The following is a 12,701-nucleotide window of genomic DNA, read 5'->3' as shown; positions in this document are numbered from 1 at the left end:
CTTATACAATTGCCGGTATCACCTACTATTTTTACATAAAAGCTTGTTTGGTAGGCCCTGATTTGCGGCTACTTCGTGATAGTCGATCTAGTAAACTTCTTCTGATTGAGGCTCAAGGAAAGAGTTAGCCATAACTAACCAGGCGCTGCTTGGTAGAATCCCGCTGCGAGCATCCTGTCAAGGCAGAAATGATACTCTCTGAAGGGAAATTAACAATGTAGTCAGCTTGATCGCGTAAATTGCGATCAATTGACCAGCAACTCCAAGGTTGCAAGACGATAATTGGTTTGTCTAAAAAAAGAGCAGAACCAATTTCTCTATCCACCCAGCATTGATAGCTAGAATGATGGTACCGGTCAGCCATTACTAAATAACATGCTGATGTAGACATCAAGTCCTTGGCATTAACCCTGAAGTAATGTTGCTTTTCTTTCTTTCGCCAATCAGATGGAGGTGCTGGCACCGTAACGGCTGTAAAAGCGAAATTTTTAGTTGCCAAATAATCTAGGAGCACTTCTTTTCGACCTAAATCCTGAAAGTTGCAACTCAAGTAAAGTTGTAAGGAGGGGACTTCCATGTGAATTCTGTTTGGGTATTGCAAAAAAGGTTGTTTTTCTCATATCATTACAGTGTTACCAACAGGCTCTAAATTGTACCTGATAAAAGACATAAACAACCCAACCTTATTGGAGTAATAATAGAGGGAAATACCCAAATATGTTCTGTTTGTATAACTCAGATTAATTGCCGCCAGGTTTATTTCTATTCTCGTCGCCTGGGGAGTAATAAACGTAGAGACTAAACTAGTCCTTAATGTGTGTCTACCTATAAAGTAGGCATAAGCAGCAATGAAACCTCTGTGCGTGCTATCAGTATGGTTATGTCAAGACACACTTTTTTAACCGTTTGGTTAATAATAAAATCAAAGATTACGCATCTTTAGTAAAAATAGTGTAAAAGCCTCCTTCTTTCGGCTGGCTACGGGGAGCCGCTCTCCTGAAGATAATACGATGTACATCTCCCCGGTTTTGTGAAAACTTTGCATATAACGGCAGTTGAGCAAATAAGACTTGTGAATGCGAAAAAAAAGAAAACCATTTAGAATTTCCTCTACCGCTTTTAGTGTCTTGGAGATCACAATTTTTCGCTCATCCTTTAAAAAAAAAGTACTATAACCCGCCTCCGAATGACAATATACAATATCATCCACTACAATCAAGTGAAAAGAAGTGGCAGTCCGTAGTACCAAACGATCATCGGATAATTCCAATTCAGCCTCCCCTTCTTTCTCTTTTTGTCGCTGCTGCTCTAATTGTTTGCTCGCTTTTAATACAGCAAGGCGTAAATCAGGTGCCGAAATAGGTTTCAGTAAATAATCCGTAATATCAGCATGAATAGCATGGTAAGCATAAGACTCAAAAGCAGAAATCACGATCACACGAGTAGATGACTCTCCTACCATTTCTAGTAGCTCAAAGCCCATCCCGTCACCTAGCTCCATGTCTAAAAAAAGAATATCCGGCTGTTTATCCTCTAATAATACGATCCCTTCCCGTACTCCTCCCGCCTCAGCAATGATCTTTAATTGAGGGAAATTCTGCCTCAACAGCTGTCTAATCAACTTGCGGATACTACTATTGTCATCAATAATGGCTACAGAGAATGCTTGCATAGGGGCTAATTTGAGCTTAAAGGTAAGCAGTTTTGCAGTTTTGCAGTTAGCAGTTAGCAGTTAGCAGTTAGCAGTTAGCAGTTAGCAGTTAGCAGTTAGCAGTTTTGCAGTTTTGCAGTTAGCAAAACCTGCCTACTGCCCACTGCCCACTGCCCACTGCCCACTGCCTACTCCCTCCCTAAAAAGCGCTCAGGGAAACGAATCATATAACCAATGAGCTTACCTGTTTCGAGCGTGTCGTTTAAAAGTTGCTGATGTTGCTCTTCGCTTATATACTGACAGCGAAGCGCATATTCGAGCCATACTTGTGTCTCGGCATTTTCTGCATCGGCATCGGTAAGTTTGCTAATAAAATGCTTAGGATACCGCCTCTTCCGATAAGCTTCTGCTATTTGAGCCGACACCGAACGCGATGACCTACGGATTTGATCAGTCAAAGCATAGGTCTCAACTTTCGGAAAAGCTTTCGATAACTCAAAAACCTCCATCGCCACGATAACTGACTTCTGATAGGCTAGCAATTGTTCAAAATTCATACTAAAATGTTTTTTTATACAAACATAAAACATTTTACACAGTGTGCAGTTGTCAAACCTACTGCCCACTGCCTACTGAAACCCTGCCTACTGCCCACTGCCTACTGAAACCCTGCCTACTGCTAACTGCCCACTGAAACCTGCCTACTGCTAACTGCCCTATGGTATATACACAACTCATTTTTATTTCGTGATGTATTCAATCTAAAAAGGGGATGGGCATTTTTATAGACAAGCGCCTTGATGAGCGTTACCACAGCATTTGCCAAGCGATGCAGTTTCATCAAAGCATTATCTTGCGTAAGTTAGCCAATAATCGCAATGAGGAGATTGCATTCGGACGATTTTTAAATAACAAATACGTAACACCACGCCAGATGATCAAAGCGAGTTGTAAGCGCACCGCTGAGGTAAGCCGAGGCCGAGATGTTCTATTAATACAAGACACAAGTACAATGGGATTTGGGATGCATTCCAAAATTAATGGTTTGGGACGTATCGGTGATGGCAAGGCCTATGGTTTTTTCTTACATCCGGTCATCAGTGTCGAGGCCCAGAGCGGACATTGCCTTGGTTTGGCCTCCGCCAGTCATTATGATCGTAAAGATCGAGAAGATGAGGTGGAACAGCGCAAGCGTGACCGACTTCGGGAGCCTTTGGCCCAAAAAGAATCTTTCCGGTGGTATGAAGAGATACAACGAGCTTTAAGTTATGGCCGCCTAGCCAACAATTACACGGTCGTAGCAGATCGAGAAGCTTATATTTACGAACTCTTGGTTTTGCTCACAGCCCTGGAGGTAGATTTTGTTATCCGTAGCTCATCTAACCGGCGCGTCCATGATCCAACGGGCGATAAGCTAGCAGATGTGTTGGCAACAAGTTCCGTAAAAGGAGCCTACGAAGTAGCCTTGCCGGCTACTGACAAACGAAGTTCTCATACGGCTCAACTAGAAGTCAAATGGGTGAAAAGCCATATTGCCAAACCACGATCTGGTACAGGAACTAAACACTTAGCTGCTGAACAAGCCGTAACGGCTATAGAGGTACGCGAAAACCCAGCTAGCGTGGTTGGTAAAGAGAAGCCTATTCATTGGCGCTTACTGACTTCTCATGAGATCAACACGCTAAAGATGCCCTACGCATTATTGGCTACTACGTCAATCGTTGGATTATTGAGCAACTCTTTCGTGCCCTAAAAAGAAAGGGCTTCGATATGTATGCGGCTCAAGTCCAAAACGCTCATTCGGTAAAGAACTTAACGGCTTTATGCCTCATTAGTGCCGTACAGGTCATGCAGCTGGTTCAGGCTAGAGAACAACCACAGGGCTTGGCTATTCAAGATGGTTTTGATGAAGTCGATGTCTCAATTATTCAAGGACTGAATCAAAAATTGGAGGGCAATACCGATAAATTGAAAAACCCTCACCCTCCTCAATCTATGGCCTTCGCCAGTTGGGTGGTGGCTCGACTAGGAGGTTGGTCTGGCTACGCTTCTCAAAGGCCACCCGGACCCAAAACAATGTGGGACGGACTTCAAAGGCTGAAAATTATAGCGGAAGGGGTTCAAATGCTAGAGTTAATCAAACTTGAATGAGTTGTGTATATACCATAGCTGCCTACTGCCTACTGCCTACTGTTAGCAAAATTAGATACCCATGAGTACATATTACTCTATGAATTCTAGATTTCGCTAATCGCTAATCGCTAATCGCTAATCGCTAATCGCTAATCGCTAATCGCTAATAGCCAATAGCCAATAGCCAATAGCTTTTAATAACAAAAAACCACGTTCACTCTAATAAAAACCACGTTCACTCTAATAAAAACCACGTTCATCTACAAACACCCCCTCGTTCCCGCCCTCTATAGGTAGCTTTGTTCTGTATAAAATGATTATTACCAAGGGATATTGCTTCAAAGTGATAGGTGATAATCAAAGCTATGCACTAATACACCATCCCCAAATTCTCAGGACCTAAAAAACATCCGTGTACGAGTAAAAGATTGGTTTTACTCGTCTTTTTTGTAAAAAAAACGCCCTTGCTTAGCAAATAGGGGAAGGAAAATGAAGCAATCTATTGCTTTCATTCCTTTTTCAATTGCTGGGTGGGTCATTACTGCGGATATAACAAAAATAATAAACAACAAAATCATTTTTCTCATGAAATCAAAGATTAACCAATTAACCGGCTGCCTGTTGGTCTTATTCGCGTTTATAGCGCTGAGTACTAGCCTGCAAGCCCAAACCGTCATCGGCGGTACCACCCCCGATGCCTCCGCCATGCTCGATGTGCAAAGCACCGACCGTGGCGTTTTAATTCCACGCCTGACCACCATACAGCGCGATGCCGTAGCCTCCCCGGCCACGGGCCTAATGGTTTATAATACCGACGAAAGCTGCATCCAGATCAACCTCGGTACCCCCGGCACCCCCGATTGGCAATGCCTTACCGCCGGAGCCGCTACGGATGTAGACGAATGGGTAGATGGAGATACGATTGGGATTGCTGGTTTGGTGTATGCGCGTCAGGCGATGGCGAATGGCGATACGGTGGTGGTGACAGATAATGGGAGAATGGGGATAGGGATTTCTAATCCTTTTGAAGAACTTACTATTTACGGAAGTGGAACGGACGGCACAGTGGTACATACTGTAAACAATAACTCTAATTCATGGGCAGGTTTAGCTGTAGGAAATGATATAAGCCAAGATAATGGCTATTTTTATAACGCAGGTTCAAACTGGTCAAACGCCTTATTAAGAAACAAAATTGTTGTTGAGGGAACAGCTTCAAGTGATGGAATATTATTAACAACACAATTTAATAACATAGAATTTCAAACAAATGGCTCTTCCTCAGCAGCAGAAATGACGCTACTGCCAAATGGTCATTTGGGTATAGGGTTAACCACCCCATCTAACCGCCTCCACGTCGCCGACACCGCCGACCCCCTCCGCCTGGAAGGCCTACAATCCGGCACCGGCGATGTATTGGTAGCGGATGCTACGGGCGTGGTGAAGACGATGACGGCTGCGGCTTTGGGTGCATCGAGCGAGCCGTGGTTTGGCACGGATGATAATATGGGCGCTACGGATAATACGGAGGATATTTATACGATGGGGAATGTGGGGATAGGGACGAGTGCACCAAATACTACTATGGAAATCCTTTCTGATCAATCTGGAGCTTCTTCGCACCCATACAGAAATGGATTTATGTTGAAATCTGAGGCTGGAAATGTCGGAGGTCGAATAGGTATATGGCAGGCTGCAAATACGGCAATGGCGCCTCCACAATTGATTCTATATTCAGGAAATGGCAGTTTGGATACCCCTACGGCAAAAAAGAATGGAGATTGGCTAGGAGCGATGACAACTACCTCATTTGATGGCACAGACTGGGTTAATAGTGCTTCTATCAGAGTGTATGCAGCAGAAGACTTTACCTCAACTAATTCGGGCACACAAATGGTTTTTAATACTACGTTAAATGGTGCCCATATTGAATTAGAAAGAATGAGAATCGATGAAGCAGGCAATGTCGGCATCGGCACCACATCAGTAAGTGGCAAACTCCACGTTACTGGTTCATTAGATGGAAATGTATCTGGTAGGTTTGAAAACACAAGTGCAACTGCATTTGGCCTCAATGTAAGTAACCCTAATAATACAACAACAAATTATCTTGCTCATTTTCTCAGTGGGGCGACTTCACGAATGTTAATTTTAAACAATGGCAACGTCGGTATCAACACTATAAACCCCACCGAGAAGCTCCACGTAGATGGCAACATCCTCGCCACCGGCACCATCACGCCTGACTACGTCTTCCAGCAATACTATGAAGGTACCTCTACCCTCAAGGAAGACTACCGCATGATGAGCCTGGAAGAGATCGAAGCCTTCACGCGCGAGCATAAGCACCTGCCGGGTGTGCCTTCTGCACTGGAAGTGGAAGAGAAAGGCGGCATCGTGCTGAACAAGCAATCTGAAGTACAGCTCGAAAAAATTGAAGAACTCTACCTTCATACCATCGAGCAGAACAAGCAGATTAAGGCTTTGGAAGAGGAGAATGCGGGACTGAAAGAGCGCCTGGAGCGGATTGAGAAACTGTTGTTGGACGATAAGGAATAGATTGGCTGTTGGCTGTTGGCTGTTGGCTGTTGGCTGTTGGCAAAAAAGCTAAAAGCCAATAGCTAACAACTAACAGCCAAAAGCCCGTACAACGGGCGAGCCAACCGCCAACCGCCACATTAAACACAAAGAACTCAGCAAAGCATGCGCAACTTCCGAAACCTCGAAATCTGGAAACTTGGCTTATCAATTGTGCAAGATATCTATCTCCTATGCGGCACCTTTCCAAAAGAGGAAAAATACGGCCTCATATCACAAATGACGAGAGCAGCGGTATCCGTACCTTCTAATATTGCAGAAGGTTGTAGCAGAAAAAGTGAAAAAGAATACAGCCGGTTTCTTGAAATAGCAATGGGTTCCTTATTCGAGTTGGAAACACAATTGATTATTGCGCATAAGTTGGAATTTGCTAAAGCAATAGAATATGATCACATCTTGGCAAGAATAAACAGTTGCCAGAGAATGGTCAATGGCTTGATGCAAAAACTGAATTAGTTGAAAAGGCGATTGGCTGTTAGCTGTTAGCGATTAGCAAAAAAAGCCAAAAGCCAATAGCCCGTGCAACGGGCGAGCCAACAGCCAACAGCAAGCGAAGCGCCGCGAGCCAAAAAAAAGCAACCATCAAAACATTAACCACCATACTAACCTTCCTCCTGCTCGGGCAAACCGTAGATGCACAAGCATTGCTGGATGCCACGCAGCGTGCCAAGTTGGGAGTAGTGCTCGTCAACAAAGACGAAACGATGACGTACACGCAGGCCAGTCCGGCACCTTATTATAAGGAAGAGACGCTGGCCCTGCTGGGTGTGAACTGGTGGTACGATTACCTGGCCGAAGCCCCCCTTGTAGTTAATTTTTCGGCACAGGAGGATCGTAAGCTGTTTGGCCATTGGCGGCTCACGGCAGCTAAGACGGCAGCTAGTATTTCGACGGAGGCAGCAGCGGCCAAAGCAGCCTATGGTAGTGGCGGCCCGGTATATTGGTATCTATCCAATGAACCGAACAATGCGGCCCAGTCGAATACTGCTGCTGTTGATTTTGCACCCTTGTACAAGAAGTACCGGGATGCGATACTGGCTGGTGATCCGGATGCCAAAATTGTGGGGCCGGCTTTGGTTTGGTGGGATGAAGGGCACATCTACTCAGATTTTCCCGGCGTCACCGCCTGGTTACACAGCGTAGGCCACAGCTACGGTAAGGAATGGTACGAAGCTTTTCGGGCCGAATACTTTAGCCTTTACGGGCTATACCCACCGATGGATGTCTTCAATATCCATCTCTACGATTTTCACCTGCTGGGTGCCAGTCGTACAGGCGTGGAAGTGACTGCCATCATGGACGAATACCACGATGTAGAAGCTGATCTGCTCACTTGGCCGGAAACGGCAGGCTTGCCGATCTGGGTGACAGAGCTGGGTATTCCCAACTTCAATAACGTTACCCTCACGGATAATCAGCGGGTTGATTTTCTGCATCAGGTACTGGATACGCTCAGTGGCCAAACGGAAGTGGAGCGTATCTTTTGGTTCCTGGTACACCGCGATTTTGCGGGCCTGGAATGGGGCGAAACCAGCGAGCTGCTGGCCAGCCCCGATGTGCTCAATGTATTAGGCGCACAATTTCGTGGCCTGGCCAAAGGGCATTACGCGGTGAGTACTACTGCCGATACTCCTGATGCCAACCCTGGTGATGGTATTTGCAACGACGGCACCGGCCATTGCAGCCTACGGGCAGCTATCGAGGAAGCGAATACGAGTGCAGGCATGGATACGATTGGCTTTTACTTCCCGACAGGGCATACCAGCCATTCCGATCCTGACGGTACCGCAGGTACTGGTGATGAGTATTACCATCTCCTACTGGGAGGAACACCTCTGCCGGCTTTGCAGCAGCCCTTGTTTATCAATGGCTTGCTACAACCAGATGCTTCCTGCGGAGGCAACACGATTACGACTACCCTGCCGGGCGGCGAAGGCAGAAAGATAGCAGGGGTGAACATACTACTTGATTTTGGTGGCCTTGCGGCAGGAACGCCTGTTTTTAGCGCTACCAATAGCAATGCAGAACTATGGCTACAAGGTGTACAATTGCTGAATAGTCCGACGCGGCAATTGCTTACAGGGGGCAAAACAAGAATAGGATGCTCCTTTTTTTGGACGACGAATTGAAGGCTATTAGCGATTAGCTGTTGGCCGTTAGCAAAAAAGCCAAAAGCCCGTGCAACGGGCGAGCCAACAGCCAACAGCTCGTGCAACGAGCGAGCTAAAAGCTAACAGCCAAAAAAATAAACAAAAAAATGAAAAATATACTATTACAAACCATCCTTCTGCTCACCCTTTTCAGCACGGCTTGCGCGCAACAACCAAATGCTGAGGTGTACCAGAAGATGTACGAAAGTGCCACCAATTATGGTGATTGGTCTACGGCTACCGTTGCTTTGCACGGCCTGTTGGCTTTGGATGGCGAGCAAGAGCTCGGCAGTTGGAAAGACTCTCTGGCCTACGTTTACCTCAATATGAATGGCTACGGTGCTTCTGAAAAGCTATGTTCTGAGATTTTGGCTGATCAGCCAGATAATGTAGGTATCAGAGAGGTAAGGGCCGTAAGCCGCCGCAATCTCGGCTTGGTAAAAGGCGCGATGGCCGACTATGAAACACTGTTGCTGGAAACCAGTAACCCTTTCTGTGCCTACTACCTGGCTGAACTGCAAATGGGACAGGATAGCCTGGCACAGGCACTTAAAACCCTACAAATTGCAGAACGCTTAGACGTAAAAGAGACCGACTGGGTACAGCTACCTGTGACCAAAACCCAGTACCAGGCAGTGCCATTGCGGGCAGCCGTGTATCACATTAAAGGGCTAGTTCTGCAAAACCTGAACACTGCGGAAAACAAGGAACATGCACTGGCAGCTTACGACAAAGCCATTGAGCTGTTCCCTGATTTTTATCTGGCGAAGAACAATCGGCAAGTATTGGCTGGTCAATAGCTTGGAAGGTAGAGAAGGCTATTGGCGGTTAGCTATTAGCAAAAAAGCCAAAAGCAAGCGCTGCGAGCTAACAGCCAAAAAAAACAAATTATAAATCAAGAATCATGAATAAAAGAATTTTCTTAATGGCCTTGTCGGGATCGCTGTTGCTATCCCTGCAAATGCTGGCCCAAAAAACCGTCACTGGCTGCGAGCTGGTTGGCGGTTTGCAGGCAGAATTGGCTGCCGATTTTACCGTTACGGTAGGTGGCAGTTTCATCAATCAGGGCACCGTTCATTATAAAGGCGTGACCAGCTTCACCAATGACGGCAGCGTGTCGGAAGGTACTGATGGCAGTTGCAATGCGCTCTATGCCTCGCCTTGCACGACAGCCACAGGCGTGGCGGGCGCTAATATCTTTGACAACAGCGTCGCTGCTACTACCATTCAGGGCGCCAATGCCCTGCGGATGTACGCTATCGATATTGATCGTAACATTCAGTTGGATAACGAGTGGCAGGTGGCTAGCAACTTTGCGTTCACCAGCGGTTTGGTCACGACTGATCGTACGGATCTGAGTCATTTTCTTCATTTTATGGATGCTGCTTCGGTAAGCGGTAATGCTGCGGCTACCCACGTAGACGGTTATGCTGCTTACTCGGGCAACGGTGCCTTTACACTACCTATCGGAGACGGCAGCAAGCAGTTACCAGCGGCAGTGGTGGGAGATTGCGCTTCTACGTTTAAAGGAGCTTATTTTTCTACCGATCCCAATGCGGCAACGCTACCAGCGGGTGCGCCATTTGCCACTGCTAATTTCGAAGAATCGCTCACCGCTATTTCAACTGTTGAATACTGGGATGTGGATGGTGCGAGTTCTACGACGATCACCCTGAGTTTCGATGCTACGAGCAACTTGGCGGCTTTGTCAACTAACCTCAGCGGCATCAGTGTCGCAGGTTGGGATGGCACCGAATGGGTTGATTTGGGCAACACGGCATTCACCGGAACGATAGGTGGCGGAGGTACCATCACTTCGGAAGCGGTTATTCCCGATACTTATACGGCTTACACCTTTGCACAACGCAGTGGCCTTTTGCAGGTGAAAGTGATGCTGCAAGGAGCTTTGTTTGCCAGCAGTGGCGGCCTCATGCGCGACGATCTGCGAGCCGGAGGGTATATTCCTCTGGCTGAGCCTTATTCCACTAGTGGTAATGCCCGCTTCGCTGCGGTAGGATCAGGTGGTGGTGAAGTGACGACTACCGGCACACTGAATGCCAACGCCGGCACCCCTGATGCTATTGTTGATTGGGTGTGGGTAGAACTGCGCGATGGCACCAATCCTGCGCTCATCCTTGATACCAAAGCGGCACTGTTACAGCGGGACGGTGATGTGGTAGACGCCAAAGACGGTACTTCTGCTTTGTCTTTTCCTGGTGCCGCAGGCAGCAATTTCTATATCTCGGTAAAGCACCGAAACCACTTGGGTACAATGATAGCCACCCCCGTGATGGTTACACCTACTGGAACCCTGGTTGATTTTATTAGTCTCTCGGCTGCTCAGATATACAATATCCCCGGTTCAACCAATTACGAAGGTGTAGAACGAGCAGTGGAAGGCGGGATCAATGCCCTCTGGGCAGGTAATGCCAATGCCGACAATAAAGTGAAGTACCAGGGAGGAGCCAGCGATAATGGAACGATCCTGGCTGATGTTATCCTGTTTCCGGGTAATACTAGTGATACCTATAATTACGACAATGCCTTCGGCTATTTTTATGGTGATATCAACATGGATGGAAAGGTAAAATACCAGGGGCTAGGTAATGATCCTGTATTTGTCTTTTTGAATGTCCTGTCAAACTACAACAGCCTGAACACGGGGCTTTTATACAATTACGACCTGTTCTTGGAACAGTTGCCATAATTATTAATCAACAACCCATTTGTAATAAAATATTTTGAATAAACACACGCAAATTAAAATTCAATGAAGCATTTTACCTTTTTGGTAGCTTTCCTCTGCTTGATGCTAAGTTCTGTCGCTTTTGCACAGGACATCGAGTTGACCGTACGCTACAACACGACGAGTGCCCGTTATGAGGTGTTCGCCCGCCCGGATGTAAGTAATCCGGCCTATTTTTGGGGACCTTCACAAGTTTCGCTGGTGGTGCCGGCGAGTGTAGCAGATGCTCCCTTTACCGTAACCAGCGTCGCTGCTGGAGCTTGGTTAGATAATTCTCGGGTATACGCTCCGGCGGTAACACCTGGTTTGGATTACCACGGTGTTGGTTCACTAGGGGCACCGATTGCCCTTACTGGAGGAATGGAAACCATGATTTTTCATTTCGTCATTCCTGGTAGCGGTTGTGTAGACGGTATCCGCTTGTATATCAACGGATTCGATCCTCCTTCTTCGGCTCCTGGTATGATGGGGGGCGATTTTTTCAATACCATTTTTGGTATCGGTAATGGCGGCCCGGCAGAAGATTATGTCGGCAACTACGATAATGCTGGTATCGTCTGTGATACGGACGGTGACGGTGTCTTAGACAGTGACGAGATCACGGATATGACCGATCCTAACGATCCCTGTAGCCTGGTATTGGCAAGTGTTAGCCAGAATGCAACCAGCACGGGCGACTGTGATGGTGACGGTGTTACCAATGCGGATGAGATCAATGGTCTTGACGACGATTTCTCTACGCCTGGTGACAATACGGACCCTAACGACCCTTGTGATTACAATCCTGCCGATCAGGGTACGCCGCATGCTGCCTGGAACATGGCGGACTGTGATGATGATGGCAACCCGAACGGCGGTGATCCTGACCCAGCAGTAGCTACAGCTACAGATGATCCAGGTTCAGCCACTCCTGGAATGGCAGGCACGATTGATATCCTTGGTAATGATGACTTCCTGGATAATCTTGACCCTGCTAATGTTGGTACAACTGCTATCACGCAGACTGGTGGCACAGCAGCGGGTACGGTTGTCTTTGATGCTGACACGGGTGAACTGATCTACACGCCGACCTTCGGCGAAGCAGGCATGATGGTAACGGTTATTTATCAAGTATGTAATACAGATCCTGTTCCTGATGTTTGTGCTACGGCAACGGTAACAATTACGGTTACTGACCAAGATAGTGACGGTGACGGTGTGTTAGATTCTGATGAAACCACCGACATGACCGATCCTAATGATCCATGTAGCTTGGTACTTGCGAGTGTCAGCATGAACGCTACAGATATGGGCGATTGTGATGGCGACGGTGTAACCAATGACGATGAAATCAACGGCACCGACGGCGATTTCTCTACACCTGGCGACAATACCGATCCTAACGATCCTTGTGATCTGAATATCGGAGATGTTAGCCTTCCTG

General features: G+C 46.9%; 10 protein-coding genes and 1 pseudogene. 8 read left to right on the top strand and 3 right to left on the bottom strand.

Annotated features, from left to right (window positions below):
• Nucleotides 1-124: 124 nt before the first annotated feature.
• The 3 genes from ACRBG0_RS22605 to ACRBG0_RS22595 form a co-directional block, all read right to left on the bottom strand.
• Nucleotides 125-577 carry a hypothetical protein gene (locus ACRBG0_RS22605; protein WP_431489115.1) on the bottom strand — a complete coding sequence of 151 codons (453 nt, stop codon included), beginning with the start codon at nt 575-577 and terminating at the stop codon, nt 125-127.
• A 345-nt stretch (nt 578-922) separates the two neighbouring features.
• A complete protein-coding gene (locus tag ACRBG0_RS22600; RefSeq protein WP_431489114.1) occupies nt 923-1,672 on the bottom strand; it encodes a LytR/AlgR family response regulator transcription factor in 750 nt (249 codons plus the stop codon).
• Nucleotides 1,673-1,839: 167 nt separating this feature from the next.
• The gene (locus tag ACRBG0_RS22595; RefSeq protein WP_431489113.1) at nt 1,840-2,208 is read right to left on the bottom strand and encodes a four helix bundle protein; all 369 of its coding nucleotides are present in this window, start codon (nt 2,206-2,208) and stop codon (nt 1,840-1,842) included.
• 215 nt (nt 2,209-2,423) lie between these two features.
• On the opposite strand from ACRBG0_RS22595, the gene ACRBG0_RS22590 reads away from it, so the two are divergent.
• The 8 genes and pseudogenes from ACRBG0_RS22590 to ACRBG0_RS22555 all read left to right on the top strand — a co-directional run.
• Nucleotides 2,424-3,404 (top strand): IS4 family transposase, encoded by a 981-nt coding sequence (locus ACRBG0_RS22590; protein ID WP_431489112.1) that lies wholly within the window; start codon nt 2,424-2,426, stop codon nt 3,402-3,404.
• A 17-nt stretch (nt 3,405-3,421) separates the two neighbouring features.
• Nucleotides 3,422-3,802, top strand: coding sequence for a hypothetical protein (locus tag ACRBG0_RS22585; RefSeq protein ID WP_431489111.1), 381 nt, complete (start codon nt 3,422-3,424; stop codon nt 3,800-3,802).
• 567 nt (nt 3,803-4,369) lie between these two features.
• A complete protein-coding gene (locus ACRBG0_RS22580) occupies nt 4,370-6,343 on the top strand; it encodes a hypothetical protein (RefSeq protein WP_431489110.1) in 1,974 nt (657 codons plus the stop codon).
• Between the two features lie 144 nt (nt 6,344-6,487).
• Nucleotides 6,488-6,838 carry a four helix bundle protein gene (locus ACRBG0_RS22575; protein WP_431489109.1) on the top strand — a complete coding sequence of 117 codons (351 nt, stop codon included), beginning with the start codon at nt 6,488-6,490 and terminating at the stop codon, nt 6,836-6,838.
• A gap of 248 nt (nt 6,839-7,086) precedes the next feature.
• Entirely contained in the window at nt 7,087-8,511 is a 1,425-nt protein-coding gene (locus tag ACRBG0_RS22570) for a glycosyl hydrolase (protein WP_431489108.1), read from the top strand.
• 128 nt (nt 8,512-8,639) lie between these two features.
• Entirely contained in the window at nt 8,640-9,332 is a 693-nt protein-coding gene (locus tag ACRBG0_RS22565; protein WP_431489107.1) for a hypothetical protein, read from the top strand.
• A 104-nt stretch (nt 9,333-9,436) separates the two neighbouring features.
• Nucleotides 9,437-11,239, top strand: a complete 1,803-nt coding sequence (locus ACRBG0_RS22560; protein WP_431489106.1) for a hypothetical protein — start codon at nt 9,437-9,439, stop codon at nt 11,237-11,239.
• Between the two features lie 63 nt (nt 11,240-11,302).
• Nucleotides 11,303-12,701, top strand: a pseudogene (locus ACRBG0_RS22555) (hypothetical protein); the annotation flags it as partial.

Source organism: Lewinella sp. (genome assembly GCF_050633125.1).
GTDB lineage: Bacteria > Bacteroidota > Bacteroidia > Chitinophagales > Saprospiraceae > Lewinella.
Note: the sequence above shows the minus strand (reverse complement) of the source record. Positions and strands in the feature narration are given on the sequence as shown.